Here is an 18,336-nt window from a genome sequence, read left to right on the forward strand (position 1 = left end):
GTGATGGCCTACAAGCGGCTGGAGGAGCACACGTTCACTTGGCCCGATATCCGGGACGGCTTGATGACCTTAGGGCATGCCCAGTTCGAGGCGCTGTTTGCGGGACTCGATTGGCGTAGGGTCCGTTCCGTTGAGGCAAGAGCGCCCATCGCAATCGAATAGGTGCGACATGATGACTCGGGCGTCAAATCCGGACGGCGAGACGAGGCAGAGTTTGATAAGCTTCCTGCATGTTGGACGTCGCTGATTTGCCGGACGATATTGCTGCCTTGAAGGCGATGCTGATCGCGGCGCAAGCGCGTGAAGTCCGCAAGGATGACCGGATAGAGCGTCTGGAGAAGCTGGTCACGGCTTTCAAGCAGGCAGCCTTCGGCCGCAAATCCGAGAAGGTCGATCCCGAGCAATTCGATCTCGCACTGGAGGACCTTGAGACAGCCATAGCGACCCTCCGTGCCGAAGATGAAGCCGATAGCACCTCGGGCAAACCGAGCCCCAAATCTCGCTCCGCCAATCGTGGCTCTCTTCCCGCCCACCTTCCTCGCTTCGAAGAGATCATCGAGCCGGAGAGCTTGATCTGCACCTGTGGTGGCGGCCTGCATTGCATCGGTGAGGACGTGTCCGAGCGGCTGGATGTCATTCCTGCGCAGTTCCGCGTGATCGTCACGCGCCGTCCCAAATATGCTTGCCGTGCCTGCACCGACGGCGTTGCCCAGGCTCCAGCACCGGCTCGATTGATCCACGCCGGGTTGCCGACAGAGGCAACCATCGCGCATGTGCTGGTATCCAAATACGCCGATCACTTACCCCTCTACCGGCAGGCCCAGATCATGAGCCGCCAGGGCGTTGATCTTGACCGCTCCACGCTCGCCGACTGGGTCGGCCGGGCGGCATTCGAACTGCGTCCGGTCTTCGACGCTCTGATTGCAGACCTGAAGCGGTCGACCAAGCTGTTCATGGACGAGACCCGTGCGCCAGTCCTCGATCCTGGCTCTCGCAAGACTAAAACCGGGTACTTCTGGGCGCTGGCCCGTGATGACCGACCGTGGGTTGGAGGTGCTCCGCCCGGTGTAGCCTTCACCTACGCTTCAGGTCGCGGCGGACAGCATGCCGAACGAATATTGCAAGGGTTTGCGGGCGTCCTTCAGGTCGATGGCTACGCGGGATATAATCGCTTGATCGCGCCAGATCGTGTCGGGTCCGACATCCGGCTTGCCTATTGCTGGGCGCATGCTCGGCGAAAGCTGGTCGAGATCACCCGCACCGGCTCGACGCCGATTGCCGAGGAAGGGGTGAAGCGGATCGGCGAACTCTATCGCATCGAGGCAGAGCTGCGTGGTCTCGACGCCGACGCCCGCCTCGCTGGAAGGCAGGCACGGTCAGCGCCGTTGGTCGCCGATATGCGGACATGGCTGACGCTTCATCGTTCCCGCGTCGCTGGAAAGTCGCCGCTCGGCGAAGCAATCGCCTATATCGCCAAATTCTGGGATGGCCTGTGTATCTTCCTGACCGACGGTCGCATCGAGATCGACAAAAACAGCGTTGAGAGAACCATTCGGCCGATAGCGCTGAACCGCAAGAACTCTCTCTTCGCTGGCCACGATGCGGGAGCAGAGAACTGGGCAACCATCGCCTCGCTCATCGAAACGTGCAAGCTCAATGCGGTCGATCCGCTGGCCTATTTGACCACCACGCTCGCCTCCATCGTAAATGGCCACAAGCAGAGCCGGATTCACGAGCTTATGCCGTGGAATTACTCTGGGCAAACACATCCCTAAGGGTCTGCTGTCGGCCGATATCGTTGAAAAACTCGCTGGATTGGCTGCTATTCCGCTCGCTTCTGACCTCTGAGCGGAATAGGTGTGCCATTCAACCCCGCGCTTCAGCGCAGGTTGTCGATCATTGCCGCTCTCAAGCGACAATGACACCATGCAGTGGCTTGAGTTTCGCCAGCCTCCTTAGGTTTTGCGCGGTTGCCGCAAGCAGGAATTCGTCTCGCGCACCGCATGGTCCCCGAAGTCTCAAACGCGCCATCCTCAGTATGCGTTTGAGGTGTGCAAACAGCATCTCGACTTTCTTTCGGCGATGCCGTGACCGCTCGTATTCCGGGGTCGCAGCAATTGCTCGGGCGACATCACGGGCATCTTCGTTGAGATCACGCGGTATCTTGCGCATCGGCATGTTGGGACAGCAGCGAGGCTTCAGTTCGCAGCGATCACAGTCCTTCTTGCTGGCACGGTAAAGCCGCGTCCCCTCCGCCGTGATCCCTGATCGCGGTGTCGCATAGGTTCGACGGAACTGCTTCAGCTCCTTGCCCGTAGGACAGATGTAGCGGTCATGCTCTGCCTCCCATGTGAAGTCGGAACGCGAGAAAGTGCCGTCCGTCCTGTTCGATTTGTCGAAGACTGGGATATGTGGCGCAATCCTTCGCTCCTTGACTAGCCATGCGAGATTATCGGCAGAACCATAGGCACTATCGGCCGCGAGGTAATCAGGCCGCAAACCGAACCGGTTCTCCGTTCTGTCGAGCATCGTGCGGGATGCTCTGACTTCCGCTTGGCGGATTGCCCGTGTCGCCTCCACGTCCAGAATGACGCCGTGGTCTGTATCGATCAGGTAATTGGTGGCGTAGGCGAAGAAAGCATGGCCTTTGTGGGCACCGGTCCATTGAGCGGCCGGATCGGACGGGGAGATGAACTTTGGCTTGACCGGCGAGGCAGCGCCGAATGCAGCATCATCGAGAACAGCAAGATATTCCTGCACCGAACGGCCAGCGTCTTCTCTGGCTTCCCATTCCGCTCCTGGGACAGAACGTTGCTTGTTGGCATCTGCCGCAATCAAGCTGGCATCCACGGCAAATCCTTCCGCGCCCACCAGTCCTTGCGCAAGACAGCGCTCCACCACTGTCTCAAACATATGTCGCAGGATGTCGCTTTGCCGGAACCGGCCATGGCGGTTTTTCGAGAAGCTGGAGTGATCGGGTACCTTTCCGTCAAGTCCGAGGCGGCAGAACCAGCGATAGGCGAGGTTAAGGTGAACCTCTTCACATAGTCGCCGCTCTGAGCGGATACCCATGGAATAGCCGATGATCAGCATCCGCATCATCAGTTCAGGATCAATCGAAGGACGGCCAGTGCTGCTGTAGAAAGGCTTCAACTGCGTTCTTACGCTGTCGAGTTCGAGATGGCGGTCGATCCCACGCAACATGTGGTCGAGGGGAACGTGATCATCAAGGCAGAAGTCGTAGAAGAGCTGCGCCGGAGCTGTCTGGCATCCCATCATCGCTCAATCCTCCGCAAATCAATGCAACGATTGAATCACGACATCGGTGGTCCAGCAATGCTGATCTTCCAACTTGCGACCGAACGCAGACCCGCATTGTGAGGTCGATGGATTTCAACTTTATCCTGTGTAATGGTCTGCCCAAGTCCTACCAAATTCTGATTTAACCGAGTTCATTTTGATGCCCGATAACGATAGTCAAATCCGCTTAGAAAGTTGCCTTCAGGTACTGGTGGGTTTGCCGTTGAGTATTGCCCGCAACGCTGCGGACATGAAGATTTTCCATTTTGGGGAGATTCAGCCGCATCCTTCAGGCCGAGGAACTGTCGGTCCTTACGCACTACATATTCAATGCCCGTGGCGTCTGGTTGCTAAGGAGACTGTATTTACGGGGACATCGGATCGCTTCGTCGGTCCTGCTGAAGGAACAGAGGTAAATGACGACGATCCTAGATCGGGAAACCTGCAACTCATTAGAATTGCATCACTTCTGAAAGGCTACGACGAGACAACCAAGTCCTTCGTGAACACCGCAGAGCAACTCGTCGTTATCGCGGCCTATGCAGACAACCTTGGTGGGGCTGACTTGCTCCTATCAGGCGATTACCGCCTCCAGATTTTCCCAGACGGCTCGCTTGAAGAGGATTGGCGCTTTGTCGAGTTGCAGGGGCGTCATATCGTGATCGAAGGCGGCCGCGTGCGGATTGACGAATAGCAATCTGACCACGGTAGCCATTGGCGCGAGTTTTTCAACGATATCGGCCCAGAGCGGACTTAGAAAATTGTACTAATCTTCCTTACTATTCAGCCACCGGTTGCTGATAATAGGAACTTCCCGGTTAGTCGTGAGGTGAAACAGTGAAGTTCGCGCGAGCGCTGGTGCTAATTCTAGCGGGGTCTGCGGTGCTATGGGGCTTCGCCAAGGTGATGAACAGCCTTGATGGTCTCAAGAACCCTAGACGACTCGCATTTATCCTGAATAGCCCGTCGCTTCCTTCGTCTGTTCGCGATGTGGATTGCTCATCGGATACCATTACCGATGTCATCATCTCCTGCGCCTTCGCGATTGAACCGAAGGAATTTGACCGGCTTCTGGTTGGTTGGAAGTTCGACCAGCAAGCATCTGGAATAGGTACCTCTTACTCGAAATATCCAAATCTCGGGCACGAGTTCGACATCGGAATTCGGTATCAGGCCCAACCACCGAGCTTCAAGCACGGTGGAGTTGTTGAGCTCTTGAGCAACGCTGACAAAACGCGTGCTGTCGCGAGCAGGTACGAAGAATAAGAGTGCAAGGCCGCAATCGGCGCGGAGGCGCGTGGCCGGAGTCGGCCCAATGCGTACATTCCAAGATAAATTTTTACCGGTTGTATTAGGGTCTCTTTATCGCCCAGTGGTTATTCTCAAAAATAGAACCCATGGCAACTTGTGAACGTAGATGATCGACAAAAGGACCTACAATAGACGTAGCGAACTCGCGACATTTGGAGTTATTGGGGCATTCGTCTTGCTTCGTGTCGCAACCTTCGCTTTCAAGGTAAGCCTGTCGCCGTTTGACTACTTGATGCTTGGGATGCCCCTGGCTATCGGCTTATTCATTTGGAATTTCCGTCCCGACTTGGACCTCGCGTTTCAAGCTCAGCTAGCCAAAGCCAGTTCCGAGGATGAGTTTACGCGGTTGTTTAAGATTGCTGCGGCATGCCTCTTTTTTGCAGTTCTATTTGTGGCGGGCTTGGCTTTCATTACTATCCACCCGCCAGTGAAGCATCTCGAAAAAGCCAATGTGATCGCCTTCTTGGCCCCACCGTTCCTGTCAATCGCCGCGCCGAGGTTCATCGCCATATTCGGGCTTCTAACGGATAGCTATCGGAGGATTTAGACGCTTGCGCGTGGTGGAGATCGCGTACTTCATCGCGGCAGCTTTAGGCGCGCGGCGGAATACTGCAAGCAGTCCATGGCAGCCTTCGTAACAGGATTGAAGAACATCGGATGCGATGATGAGTACGCTCCGATGATCGTGATAGGGCGACATCATGGGTGATTTGCTGGATTTCCTTGGCTACGTGATAAGCGGTTTTTTCGATGGTGCCCCCGCCAAGTCGCGGTGGCTTAGGTGTGTCGAGCGCGCATTGGCTGCCATCGCGATGGCACTTGTTGCTTTGGTCATCTACCGGATGTGCAAATAGGAACGTCCGCAAATGGCGCATTGGGGCCGTCGATGTTGCAGCGGTAGCTCTCAGAACCGCCTACCGCGCTTGGTCAATATGGGAGGAAAACACCGCTTACGCTTCAATAATGTGATTGTGATAACAAAATTTGAATCGGCCGACGTGATGGGTGCCAATTAGACCGCTGCATCATGTCGCCCGATTGCGCGGCAACGGTAAAAGAGCGACCAGCCTTGATGCCGATGACAACTGTATTGCGGGAGCCGTTCTATTCAGTCTACGGAGGTGCTGAGTTCACTCGCTTGTCGGCCAAACGCCGCCCGCGATGAACTTACTATGCCAATACTCGCGTATGAATGGCTCATCGAGCCGGTCGAACTCCCGGACGAAATCGTCCAGTCTTGGTCCCAGCGAGATGTTGTGTTGGAATGACACCTTGGCGAGTACAGTTTGTATCTCGTGAAGGCGGACGAAGATCGCGCCGCTAGCTTCGAAATCGGAGTTTTGAATTTCTTCAATTAAATCTTTTGCTTGTGCGTCAAGAACTGAAATGCACTGACGAATGGAGGCCAATGCCACATCGTGGATGACAACATTCTCAAGAAGAACCTCACTGATTGTTTTGATCTGCATAGTCTGCACCTTATCGAAGGGGGCTAGCTACAGGCGGGTGCGCCCGACAGAGTTCCCCGTTAATGCGTTAGCGAGGCGCGGTTCCGGCATGATCTTTCCAACGATCGCCGCTTTGTGCCGACCATCAGCGACGGTCGTTCTCGGGCCATCCGTGTTCGATCCGTTCCACAAGCAGCGTATCGTTCCATATCGATTTGATCGGCAGCTTTCTCTGCTCGTCCGTGATTGCGCCGACCATGCGAGAGTTCACCGTCCCATAGCCACCAGTTTTCGACCCGGCCAGTTGCCGGACCGATGGTGCCAGAGCGGAAAATCGGAAGCGTTTCCGCGTACGATGGAATCTCAAACGCACCAACCGGTCGCAAAATCTTCGCCTTAAGCGCTGCCGCAGGTGGAAAGAATATCCGGTAGCCAGCGTCGGATCTGACTAGCGACCCAATATCGGGATTGCCGTCGACATGGGTTCCGGGCAGCACACGCATCGCCGAGCCCATAAGTTCATTCTTTTGCATGAACTGCAAATAAGCCTTACCTCTCGCGGTGCTTTTCTCGAACGCATCTCCTGGTTGATTATTGTCATCTTAAAATTATGTATTGATATGCCAGTCTTCTATCGATTGGCTTTCTAAGCGTTTGACGCCGACAGGAGTCCGGCGGCCTCCAAGGTTAACGTATCGGCAAAATCCAACCGATCGGATTGTATTTTAACACCGTTTGAGTATTCAGCATAGCCACATACGCTGCACTCGAACGCCAGCAAGCCCGTAAAACTTGATGTATAAACCTTCATACTGTTAAATCCACAGTTCTGACAGGGTCTGGCGACCTGAAGCACGACGATCTCCTCGATAGTATCACTTAGAAAACGTGCGATGGGCTCCAAATCATATTCGTTGTATCTCAGGATGATATCGCGGAAATGGGGTATGTCGCTTGGGATCATCGACGAGTGTTGGACTGGCAATTTGTGCTCGTCCATCGCTATGAATCGGCCAAATCCATAAGCAGCGAATGGGCCGTCAGACAACATTTCCTCGTTATTTCTCAACCAGTTGAGAACAGTCTCAAGGACTTCTCGAGGAGATGATTTATCATTGAGACCTGAAACTGATCTCTGGAAATCGATCCAAATGCTTTTCGGAAGTTTTCGCATTGTACGTCTCATTTTACAGGATAGCTCGTTATCAGATTTCCAGCACGATCCGTGAAAACCTTTATGACGGAAGTAGGCAAACCACCTTCTGTCAAGTTGGTGGCTCCAACAATCTTTCCCACATCCACTGTCCGAACGAATTGGCCGCCTGGTAACGCTGTAACGGGCGAAGCGACAACCCGCGGGCTCTGCAGAATGGTTTTCAACTCATCCAACGTAATCGAGAACACTGACCGAGAGCTGGTGAGCTCACGATTGAAGTGACTGTCGACGACATGTGTGAGGCCCGAAGATACAGGGTTTCCGTTCGCCCTGGGTGGCGTTGTTACTGTACGCAGCTCGGACAGATTGATTCTGGACTGTACCCTTCCTGGGACCTTAAGTGCAACTTGCTCTGCAGCAGTGGATGCTTTCGCAACCTGCTCCAGCTCCACAGCAATTTTTGTAGCAGCACCAGCGGATAGCACGCCACCCGCAGTGGCTGTGCACGCAACCGTCGCAACACAGTCGAGAGCCTCCGTGACCAAGTTTGCGCAACTTGCTGTGTTTGCTGAACAATATGCGTAGATTTCTGGACCGACCACGACACCGACTGCGGTCAGAAGTGCCAATCCCGCGACGCCTGCAGTTATTTTCTGATCCGTTGCCAATGCTTGCTGGTAGGACGACGCAATTTGGTTGGATGAAATGCGGTTGGTCGCAACGTCATTGAGAACGCCCAACAGCAACGCGTCGGCAGTATTCACCGTACTCGTGCCGAGAACATGGGCTTGAAGCGCATTCTCCTCATCAACGGCGTTCTGCAGATCTCTGCGTCCACGCACGCAGGCGTCGCTCGAAAAGGATGCGGCACATGCAGTTGCTAGAGCAGCATTGTTGGCATCCGATAGCTGCTGATAATATGCCGTGCTGGCGCTGAGATCTGCTTCCAGCGAAACAAGCTGCGCAGGGTTGCACGAAGTGTTCGTGGTAGCCTTGCACTTGGCGATCTCGTCGAGCAGCTCGGCTCGCTCGCGATTGGCGTCCTCCAACTCCTTGTGTGTAAGGTAGTTGTACTGGAAGGCGTTCCCCGCATAGGCAGCACCTTCGCTTCCGCCAATGCCGGCGCCGATGCCCTCGACGATTCCACTTGATATCGAATTGATCAGGAAGGTCCGCAGGGCTGGGTCGGAGATGTTTGCGCTATCGACGATCTCCGCCACGAGTTGCCTAACGGAGGGCCCCAGTAGGGCAGACGACGCACCACCAAGAGCACCCTTGATGATGCCGTTTACGTCAGTGACGCCACCGAGCAATCCGCCGGCGAGTGCGTGTAGAGCGGCACGCCCAACTCCACCCTCCGCCCAATAGGCACGTTCTTCGGGCGTCTTTGCCCCTTGCTCGAGTTTGAGCGAGATGTCGCCGATTGCCTTTGCGGCCTTTGCAGAAGCGTCCTGATAGAGTTGCTGAGTTTTAAGTTGCTCTCGCAGGATATTCTGGAGATCCGGAAGTCCGGGAAGAGACGTATTGGTGTTTGCGGTATTACGGCGCAGGTCACCAACGTTCTGACTCTGGTTCGCCGTGTCGGTGATGACAATCTGAGCGGGAGAGATTGCAGCAAGAGCCTTGCCGGTCGCGCTCTCCCCCTCATCGAGATGCGGAGCGAGTGATGGACCGAGTAGCGACAGCCCGCCGCCATAGGTATCGGCCTGCCACTTCGAAAATGTGTCGATGTCCTGCCACTCGAGCGTACCGGTCTGTAGCCAATTATCGCTCGCGGGCGCTTGGCTGCTGATAACCCCGCCGATCAAGGTTGTGTTGTTGCCGACGGTGATGTCGAAGCCGCTGGAACCTGCATGGATTCCCGACTGCTCGGAAACAACCGCGGCTTCACCATTGGCTTTCTGATAAGTGCCTGAGAGGCCGAAGCCGCCCGAGCCAAATCCTCCACCTCCTGATAGTTGCTTGGCGCTCTGTGCGGCGATATCGAGTTGGCTCTCAACAATGAGATCATGACCGATATCGGCGACTACGCTATCGCCTGAGACGACAGCTCCCTGGAGCTTCGTATCGTTGCCGGACTGAATGTAAACATCACCGGTCCCGTTCACATGACTGTTGATCTGACTGACGGACGAGCCGTTCGCCTTGCCGGTAGCGTAGTTGAAGCTGGCGCCTGATAGGTCGAGGCCAACTTGCAGACCAACCGAGCTGTTCTTGCTTGTGTTGGCATTCATCGTTTCGGCACTTTTGAGCACGACGTCGTGCCCCGCTGACAGAGTGATGTCGCCAGCCTTGCCGTTCTCGTCACCGATGGAGTTGTATCCCGCAATGATCTGCGCACCATTGCTGGTGAGATCGCCAGATGTCGCTTCGATACTGACCGAATTGCCCCCGCGGATGAGGGTCGGAACCGGGCTGGAGCTTAACGAAGTGTCGCTGCTCTTAGATTGCTGGAAGCCCGCAGTGAGTGAAGTGGAGATCAGTGATTGCGGGGTGCCCTGTCTCGCTACCGTGGCGAGGTCGGCGAGTGCCGAATATGCATTGATGCCAGCAATCGCTGCAAAGGCGACGGATTGGCTGCCGTTACTACCGCCTATCTTCGACGCTGCCTCCACTACGCTGCTTGCAGAGGAAACAAGACCCGAGGACACGCTAAGCGCCACTCCTGCGAAAAACTCCTCATGGAGGTGCTCGTAGTTGGATCTGTCCTGCGCCGAAAGCAGATTGACGTCTCGATCGGCTAGAACGGCGACATCGCGCTCCGCCTCGACATTCGCAGCCTGGAGATTGACGTCACGGCCCGCCGAGATGGTGATATCGCGCCCGGCCGACAACGTGGAGGTGGCATTGGTCTCAGCCGACTGTGTGGTCTTGTCGACCGATTTGCCAAACCCAATGCCGATCGACGCTCCGCCGTTGCCGGCGCTGTAGGAAATCCCGAAGCCGGAGCGCTTCTCCTGCTCGGACGCGGAACTGCTCTCCGCGCCTGGTGTGATGTTGACGTCACGGGCGGCGTCAATCGCGATGTCCTGGCCTGCATTGACGCCCGAGCCGATGATATCGACGTCGGTCTCTCGCGCTTTGAGCGTGACGTCCGTGCCTGCCGACAGTACGGAAGCGACGTTGAATTCGGACGCTTGGGCAGCATCTTTCTGCGCCTTGCCCCACAGCGAGATGAAACCAGAGCCGGAACCGGCAAACAAGCCGGACTTCTTGCTGCTGCTTTCGAACTGGTGCTGTTCCAATGCGCCGATCACGGCGACGCTATCGGCCTCAAGGCTGATCGCCTGATCGGCGGTTACCTTCGAACCGACGATGGCAGCATTGCCGCCTGCGTTTAGCTTGATGTTGCCCGATGCGGAGAGTTCCGAGGCGACGGTGGTCTCATCATAGCTTTCTTGATGGGACGTTTTCTTGGAGAGAAAGCCCTTCTTCTGGCTATCAACGTCGGTTGTCGCTGTATCATGGCCGGATGCGATCAGAAGATCGCCACCGGTCGCCATGCTCAGGTCGGCACTGTGGTTGTCATCGCCGGCCTGCAGCTTCGACGCCGAGACCAAAGTGTCACCACCTGAATTCGTCGCTATACCATCCCCGCCCGAGATCGAAGACCCGACTGTCGTTTCGCTTCCGAAATGCCCCTGGAGCTTTGTGCGGCCTGACTTCCATGACGCGTCGGTCTCGGAGGTGTCAGTGACTGCTGCGATAGTGATATCGCTGGAGGCTTTCAGATCGACTTTGCCATCAGCCTGGATGCTGCTGCCAATGATGTTGAGATCATGATCGCCTGTGTCTGCACCCGCTGCTACTGACGCCGATCCGCCGGTCCGAATTTCCGATCCGGTATGGGTCGTTGCCGATGCCGTGTTCTTGCCAAACGTGCTGTCGGATCGGTCTTGGGAAGCGACGATGTTGACGTCATCGCCTGCTTCAATCTTGGCATTTCCGTCAGCTTTAAGGGAAGAGCCCGCGATCAGAATATCGTCGCCGGCCTTTATCGTCGCGTCGGTTCCCGCAGAAAGCTGGGATTGCTGCTGATCAGTCGATCTCGTCGTGGTGTAGCCGTCGCTCGTCTCACGGGCTAGACCGGTCGAAACTACATTGACGGAGCCGTTGGCTGCAGTGACGGAGAGCGCCTTATCTGCCTTGGCAGAGCTGCCAATGACATTGACGTTGTCGTTGGCTGCAATCGTGATGTCGCGACCGGTGATCGCGCTACCGGTTGCGTTTTCCTGACCGCCGTTCGTCGCCTTGGCGACGTCAAGCATGATGTTGTTGGCGGAGAGCGTCGCATTGGCGCCGGCCGCAACGCCGGCGCCTTTCAAGGTCAGATCCGAACCAGCCGACAGACTTGCATCGCCACCCGCCTGCACCGAGGCCGCGGGAACGACCATAGTTTGTCCGCCAAGATCGACTGATTGGGCGCTTAGTGTCAGAGATCCGGATGAGGCGAGCGTGACGTTACCGCCAGCGACGAAGCTGCCGCCGTTGGCTGCGATCGATGCACCAGAAACAGACAGATCGTTCTTGGCCACCATCGCGCCGGAATTGCTGACCGCGTTGCCGTCGATGGTGACGCTGTCAGCCGCAATCAGCGCGCCGGAAGTAGTGAGCTTGGCCAATTCCGTCGTTGGAATATAAACGACCGGCACGAGTACCTCGATGCCGTTGACGACCTTCTTCTCGTACCAGACAAGTGGCTCTGTGAGCGCTGCAACCTGCTCGGGCGACAAGACTTGCCCCATTGCGAGCTGGTGGCTGTTGGCAAACGCAACACCTTGGTCGAGGAGTTGCTTTACTTGCTCGACCGCATCGCTGCCGGGCAGGAAGGAATGAGATCCGAGACCCTGCCCAGCAAGCTGTCGCAGTTGCTGGTCGATGAACTGGTTCTCGAAGTAAGCGTCGCCGAGGAAGGGGATCTGGCGGTCTGGCTCGTAACCAATCTTGGTCGCGAAATAACCCGAACCATAGAAAGTGCCAAGGTCGAGGTAGGCGGCGCGCGTTTCATAAAGGAAGGACTGACCGGGCACACTGCCACCGACGCCGCCTGACTTCGGATCGACCGGAGCCTGCGCCAACGCCGCGATCAAAGCGGCTCCTGTTGCTCCCGTCACAGAAAACAACGCCGCGGACGCCGTCATCGATGAGAGGACAGCCGTCGGGTCGATCAATCCAGTTGGCGGCGACACGGCAGTCGCGCCGGCGATCGATACGCCGGCGGTGCTGTTGTTGACATTGTCGACGCCTGAGAGGTCGAGCGCACCACCGGCCCGGATGATCGCCGACGCGCCACCGATCGATTCCACCTTGCTGACGATGGTGGTGCCGTTGGCAATATCCTTCGATGGGTTGCGGTTGCCGTTGGCGTCATATGCCTGGCATGCACCTTGTGCGATACAGGTCGTTGTGGTGGTGCGGCTGAGGGACATGCCGGTGTTGGTCAGCGAGCCACCCTTGAACGTGGCATTACCGTCGGCCTCGATCACGCTATATGCGTTGGTCGCGTTGGTGGCGTCGACGACAAGGTTCCCACCGGCACGGATCGACGCCTCAGGGCTAACGCCGGGCGTAAATCGGTCCTCGTAGATCGCTTGGCTAAGATTGGCGCCGTAGTCCCAGGAGTATGTCGTGCTGTAGTCTGGCTTCCCCCCGCTGACCACCTGGTCGACGATGAAATACCGCGATGGGTTGTTCGGATCGAGTATAGGGTTGCCGTTTGCGTCCTTGGGAACACGAGCCCGGATCCAGTCGAAGATCGGGCCGACAAGAGTGGGCCCGTTTCCGCTGATCCATGTCCAGGCATGGTAGCTGGTGCCGTCGCCAAGCGTCGCGACCGACCAGAGCAGCGGTTGGTAGTCGGAAAATTGCGGCGGGTTCATTCCGGGGTAGAGTTGGAACGAATTTTGGTCCTGTGACTCCATGTAGGCGAACGGAAGTCCTGCCACACCGGGATTAAGATTAAAGCCGGCGGCGACACCCGATGAGACGAGAACATTCGTCCACGTCGGTGTGGTGAGGCGCTCGTTCGTCAGGCTCTCGGTCAGAATAGACAAATCACCACCAGCGCGGATCTCGCCTGAGGTGTTGGTGAGGGAGCGGTTGCGCTGGGAGGCAGATGCGCCTGCGATAGCCAAATCGTTTGCGGAGACAATGGCGCCCTGATTGTTGATGAGGCTGCCCGCGACCAGAAAGTTGGCATCGCCGCCCGCATAGATTAGCCCCGTCGCGCCATTGATGAGATTGCCGGTGACGGTGACATCAAGATCGCCCTTCGCAGCAACCTGGCCGGCGTTGATGAAGTCAGACAGCGTGAGGTTCAGATTATGCTCGGCCAGCAGCGCCGTCGAACTCGACGTCGTCGCGCTCAACGCTTCGATCGTGATGTCGCCAGAGCCGCCGGATGTCGTCAGCGCGCTTATCTTTGCGCCGGTAAGATCCGCGACACCCGTCAGCTTCGCATCGAGGCCGCCAAGGGTCAGCGTGCTATTGGAAAAGTCGGCGGTGTTGGCATTGACGGTCAGAGTGCCCGATGTTGCAACGCCGCTGCGGCCATTGCTCAGATCGACGGAGGTCGCTGTCAGGGAGATGTTGCCGATCGCCCTTGTCGTCTTGTCGAGGCTGATGGAGCCGGCGGCTGTGGAGAGCGTCGCATCGCCATTGCTTTGCAAGGTCTCGTAAGTCAGATCCCGGACGGCGCTTGCCGTCAGATTGCCGGCGCTGAGAAGGTCTGTCGCCGCGATCGATCCCTGCGTTGCGGTTAGTGTCGTGGCCCCGGCGCTGCCGAGCACCACGCCGCTGGAGGGCGACTGGGCGGTCGCAGCGAAATCGACGCCTGACAACATGGCGTGCGATGCGATGGCTGAAGCGCTTGCGGTGATGTTTCCGCCCGCCGTGACGTTGTTCGCGACAGTCAGATCGCTGCCGGCCGTGAGGCTGACGTTGTCGTAGCTCAGTAGCGAATTGGCAGCGATCGCTCCACTGACCGCCGAAATCGTGAGTGCTCCCCGGCTCCTGGTGTCACCGACCGCGACCCCGCCCAACGAACTCACGATGTCGATCAAATCTCCCCCATCGAGATTTCCAGCGGAAACACCTGCGGACGATATCTTGATCGCGCCAAGCGATGAAACGTCGCCCACCACCGAGAGCAGTCCATCCCCTCCCGCAAGTGCGACGTCACCATCGGCCGCCACCGTCTCAAGCGTGATCCCGCGCTTCGCCTGGATACTGACCCGCGCCTTGGAGGTCAGCTTGCCCGCCTGCACGCTCGATCCGGATTTGACCGTCAAGCCTTGGGATGCCGAAGCGTTCCCAACCGAAATCTTGCCGTCGGCCGATAACGACAGTTCACCGGCGTTGGCCGCCAGGTCGCCACGCATGCGAACACCGGCGCCTTTCTCGGTCACGACCATCTTGATACGGCCAGCCTGCATGGCGCCGAGAGCAGAACCGTCGATCGCGTATTCCGGCGTTCCCGAGACCCCGTCGAGTTCCGTCGCTTCGCCGGTCGCATAGTTGAACTTGGAAGCGCCTGCCGTCAGTCGCACATCCTTGCCATAGACCGGACCATCGACCTTCACGCTTCGCGACACGATGTCGAAGAGATCCACCGCGCCCTCGCCCGAGGCAAGGTTGGCGCCCTTCGCGCCGAAGGTGACATCCCCACCCCTGACGGTGAAACCTTCCAGCCGACCATCTAGCCCAATATCAGGAACACCCGTCGTCAACGTGGCGTGCGGCGTGTTGATGAAGCCGCAGCCGTCGCAGGTGATGCCGTTCGGATTGGCGATGATTACGTCCGCCCGGCCGCCGAACACCTCTGCAGGACCGTTGAGTGCCGAACGTTTCCCGCTCGTCACTTCGTTCAAAATGATCGACGCCGGGCCGGACGTCTTCAGATTTGCGTTGCCGGGGGTGATGCCGCCAAGCTTCGACGTCCCCACTTCGCCGTTGAAGTTGTTGAGGATCAGGCCCGGCGTGCCGACATTGAAGCTATCGTACTTATTGTGAGACAAGCCCTGGCTGTTCGGCGTGACAATGTCGATCAGCGGCACGCCATTTGGAGCAGCGCCAATGCCAGGTCGGTTGATCGCGGCCGCTCCAGCATCCGGCGCGACTTCTTGGGCCCGTAGCAACACAGGCTGAAACGCCACTAAAAAACTCAGGCCACTGGCGAGGAGCTTGCGGGCAAATTTCCCGAAAATTGCCGATGACGTCTTGCGGCTGTCCACATCGCTCAAGCGCGGCTTCATTGCTCGGGTCATCGCTGGCTCACCTTCTACGCTATACTCGTTTTTGGATCGGCACTGGTGGGGCTGTCTGATCAGTTCTTGGCTTTGCCGGAGCTTGGCGACGACGTTTTACCGTCGAGGCGCTTGTAGACTTCCGTCAAAGTCGACTTCGGGGCCGGGCATTTCTTCGATCGGGCGATGTCGGCCAGAACCTGGTTGCGATTGCGCAAAGCGTCGATCTCGACCTTCTCGGGAGATTTTGGGTCCATGAAAAAGAGTGCCGGCCAGAAGAGCAGGACGCCCGTCGCGCCAAGGGCGACATTCTTGCCTTGCGCCTGCGAGCGCTCCTTGACGGTGGCCAGGACCTGTCGCTCATTGGCGTCGAACTCCCGCTTGATACCTGCGCAGTTGAAGACGCTGTCACTGGGATTGGTCGAGGCGATCGGATGGGCTTCTCGGCCACCGCAACTCGGCAGGAGCACGGCACTGGCGAGCAAGGCGGCGACCGCCGAGCGCGAACCGCGCAAGTGAAAATTCGTAAACTGCATGGTTGTCTCCAGAAAATGGCTACCAGCGCACCGTCGCGCTGGCAAATATGAGATTGTCGCGTCCTTCATCGACGCTGCTTGCAAAGGTTTTCGAGTATCCGAAGTCAGCGCTCAGCGATCCGCCGACGAGCTTGACGCCGGCCGTCCAACTGGCGAGGTGTCCGCTCTCGATATCGAACCGGCGCTGGCTGAACACACGGCCGAAATCGAGACCGACATAGGGCCTGACTTCGCCAAGGATCGGCGCGGCCCAAGTGCTTGCAAACGGCGTCATGCGCCAGGCAAATTCATTGTGGCTGAACAGACCATTGTTGCCAAAAATGACGCTTTGCCTGATCCCGCGGACATTGCTGTAGCCGCCAAGCCCAATCTGCTCCGCGCCGAAAAGATTATCGGGCGAGTACTGACCGCTGAGGAGGGTCGTAAGTTCGAAACGCTGACCGGACATCTCGAGTGGACGTGTGCCGCTTACAGTCAGGCTGAACTTCGAGAAGCGCGGATCGGCGGTACCGGCGCCTGGTTCCCCCAGTTTTACGGCGTCGAAGAGGTCTAGCCCCTGATCGAGAGCGAGATCAAAGGCAAAGACGCCACCGAGCATCTGCCGTGAATGAGAAATCCCAATCGTTCCGACGCTATACCTGCGGCTGCCCACCTCGATGCGGTTGCCGAGCAGGAAATTGTCCGTTTGCTTGTAGGTGAGACCACCTCTGATCGTCGTGATCGAAGCCTTGTCGCGGTCGATAACGCGATCGATGCCGAGACCGACTTCCCCCGAATTGCCTGAAGTCTCGATCGATCCGAAATTGCCCGGAATGGAACTGTCGTATTCATACCAGGAACCGTTTGCCGAGAACGTCCAGTAACCGTAGGGGATGCTGGCATTGCCTGAATAGCTGTTGCTGCGGCCGACACCGTCCCCGCCCCAAGGATAGTCGGGGCCGGAGTGACCATAAGAAAATCCGAGCTGGTCGTTAAGGCCGAAGACGTCATCGAAGCCGAGTGAGACGTTGCTCTGCGAGTAGCCGGTGCTCTCCTGGCCAAGGTTGTTATTGGCAGCGGTCAAATGCCAGGGTTTGCCCGGCTTGTTTTCGACGTTGAGGATGGAAGTGCCCTGTTTTGCTCCGGGGAGCATGGAGGTCTTCGCATCGTTCGATGACAAGCGATTGATCTGGTCGAGCCCCTGCTCGACGTCGCGGATGTTTGCGACCCTCCCCTTCATGCCGGGGAACGCCGTGGCGAGCGTGCCGTCTCGCTCGTTCGGTTTTCCGTTCAGGTAGATGTCGGAAATCGTCCCTTCGACGACCGTCAACTTCAAAACCCGCGTGCCGGCGATGTCTTGCGGCGGCACGTAGGCGCGCGAGGTGATGAAGCCCTTGTCGAGATAGGTGTTGGTCAGCGCCTTGAGCAGCCCACTGATGTCCGCAACGCCAATACAGCGGCCCTGATAGGGGGCGGTCAGACGATCAGTCTCTCCGACGGAAAGCTTGGTCGCCCCCTCGATGACGACGCGCGAGATCGGAAAACAGGGTCCGGTGGCCTTCGGTGCGATCACCGAAGGCTCGGTGGAGGCACCATTCGCACTCGGGGTTGCCTGCTTCAGGCGATCGAGACGTTGTGCTTGGGCATTCTGATCCTGCCTCCGCGAGAAGTCGTCCGCCGGCGACTGCGCCTGTGCCTTTGCCGCGCCGAATAGACCGACAACTAGCAAAGGCATCAAGGTGGATAAAATTGGGATGAGCCTCGGCATCTGGCGCTACTTCGACTGCTGGTCTTGCAGAGCGGCAACCGCCGCCTTGAAACCCTTGAGCGAAAAGCGGATTTTGATGTCCTGCCCATCGACGAGCCGAAGTGATGCTTCCCCGCTCGAACCTTTCGACCATGTTGAAAGCATCGCTGGCCTCAACGGCAGCTCGGCCCAGCATCCAGCTTGATTGCAATTGCGATAAGCGAGCTTCGCGACCGATTTGCCTTCCGCTGAAATTGAGAGACCAGCCTGGAGGCCGACGTTCAGCGGGACGAGTGCCGTCAAAGTCAGCGGCTGGGAATTCTTGTTGTCATCTTTCGGGGCAGATTTCACTGTTGGTGCGACCGCGATTGTCAGCACGTTAACGGACTTTCCCTCGCGCATGACTTGCGCAACCTGAGCGATCTCGCAGGTGCGTGGTCCGTCAGTGGGCGGAAGGCAGCGGACGTACCAGTCGTCGAACTTCTGAGCAGAGCCTGTCTTCGGCGTAGCATCGATGGCACTTCCCGACGACGCTGTGATCTGCTGAATATCGGTCGCCGTGGCCGGAGGAACACCGATTCCAGAGATGCTCAGATAGATGAAGGCCGTCACGAGC

General features: G+C 57.5%; 13 protein-coding genes. 6 read left to right on the forward strand and 7 right to left on the reverse strand.

Annotated elements, in window-relative coordinates:
• Positions 1–3: 3 nt before the first annotated feature.
• Both tnpB and QTL96_RS10040 read left to right on the forward strand, forming a co-directional pair.
• Positions 4–162: an IS66 family insertion sequence element accessory protein TnpB gene (gene tnpB, locus QTL96_RS31260; RefSeq protein WP_354669129.1), complete on the forward strand. Its 159-nt coding sequence runs from the start codon at positions 4–6 to the stop codon at positions 160–162.
• A gap of 68 nt (positions 163–230) precedes the next feature.
• Entirely contained in the window at positions 231–1,775 is a 1,545-nt protein-coding gene (locus QTL96_RS10040; protein WP_289727651.1) for an IS66 family transposase, read from the forward strand.
• 133 nt (positions 1,776–1,908) lie between these two features.
• Here QTL96_RS10040 and QTL96_RS10045 read toward each other — a convergent pair whose 3' ends face one another.
• Positions 1,909–3,279, reverse strand: coding sequence for an IS1182 family transposase (locus QTL96_RS10045; RefSeq protein WP_289727652.1), 1,371 nt, complete (start codon positions 3,277–3,279; stop codon positions 1,909–1,911).
• Positions 3,280–3,460: 181 nt separating this feature from the next.
• Between QTL96_RS10045 and QTL96_RS10050 the strand changes: the two genes are divergently transcribed.
• From QTL96_RS10050 to QTL96_RS10065, 4 genes are all read left to right on the forward strand, one after another.
• Positions 3,461–3,994 (forward strand): hypothetical protein, encoded by a 534-nt coding sequence (locus tag QTL96_RS10050; RefSeq protein ID WP_289727653.1) that lies wholly within the window; start codon positions 3,461–3,463, stop codon positions 3,992–3,994.
• Between the two features lie 143 nt (positions 3,995–4,137).
• Positions 4,138–4,566, forward strand: a complete 429-nt coding sequence (locus QTL96_RS10055; protein ID WP_289727654.1) for a hypothetical protein — start codon at positions 4,138–4,140, stop codon at positions 4,564–4,566.
• Between the two features lie 151 nt (positions 4,567–4,717).
• Entirely contained in the window at positions 4,718–5,158 is a 441-nt protein-coding gene (locus QTL96_RS10060) for a hypothetical protein (RefSeq protein WP_289727655.1), read from the forward strand.
• Positions 5,159–5,312: 154 nt separating this feature from the next.
• A complete protein-coding gene (locus QTL96_RS10065; protein WP_289727656.1) occupies positions 5,313–5,465 on the forward strand; it encodes a hypothetical protein in 153 nt (50 codons plus the stop codon).
• Between the two features lie 276 nt (positions 5,466–5,741).
• On the opposite strand, the gene QTL96_RS10070 is transcribed toward QTL96_RS10065, so the two are convergent.
• The 6 genes from QTL96_RS10070 to QTL96_RS10095 all read right to left on the reverse strand — a co-directional run bounded on the left by QTL96_RS10070 (position 5,742) and on the right by QTL96_RS10095 (position 18,332).
• Entirely contained in the window at positions 5,742–6,080 is a 339-nt protein-coding gene (locus QTL96_RS10070; RefSeq protein WP_289727657.1) for a hypothetical protein, read from the reverse strand.
• Positions 6,081–6,705: 625 nt separating this feature from the next.
• Positions 6,706–7,233 (reverse strand): hypothetical protein, encoded by a 528-nt coding sequence (locus QTL96_RS10075; RefSeq protein ID WP_289727658.1) that lies wholly within the window; start codon positions 7,231–7,233, stop codon positions 6,706–6,708.
• A gap of 8 nt (positions 7,234–7,241) precedes the next feature.
• The gene (locus QTL96_RS10080) at positions 7,242–15,467 is read right to left on the reverse strand and encodes a hemagglutinin repeat-containing protein (RefSeq protein WP_289727884.1); all 8,226 of its coding nucleotides are present in this window, start codon (positions 15,465–15,467) and stop codon (positions 7,242–7,244) included.
• A 71-nt stretch (positions 15,468–15,538) separates the two neighbouring features.
• Positions 15,539–15,994 (reverse strand): hypothetical protein, encoded by a 456-nt coding sequence (locus QTL96_RS10085; RefSeq protein WP_289727659.1) that lies wholly within the window; start codon positions 15,992–15,994, stop codon positions 15,539–15,541.
• Between the two features lie 19 nt (positions 15,995–16,013).
• Entirely contained in the window at positions 16,014–17,708 is a 1,695-nt protein-coding gene (locus QTL96_RS10090; RefSeq protein WP_289727660.1) for a ShlB/FhaC/HecB family hemolysin secretion/activation protein, read from the reverse strand.
• A gap of 39 nt (positions 17,709–17,747) precedes the next feature.
• On the reverse strand, positions 17,748–18,332 hold the full coding sequence (locus tag QTL96_RS10095) for an invasion associated locus B family protein (protein ID WP_289727661.1): 585 nt from the start codon (positions 18,330–18,332) through the stop codon (positions 17,748–17,750).
• Positions 18,333–18,336 lie beyond the last annotated feature (4 nt).

This window comes from Rhizobium sp. S163 (genome assembly GCF_030380805.1).
In the GTDB taxonomy this organism is placed as follows: Bacteria; Pseudomonadota; Alphaproteobacteria; order Rhizobiales; family Rhizobiaceae; genus Rhizobium.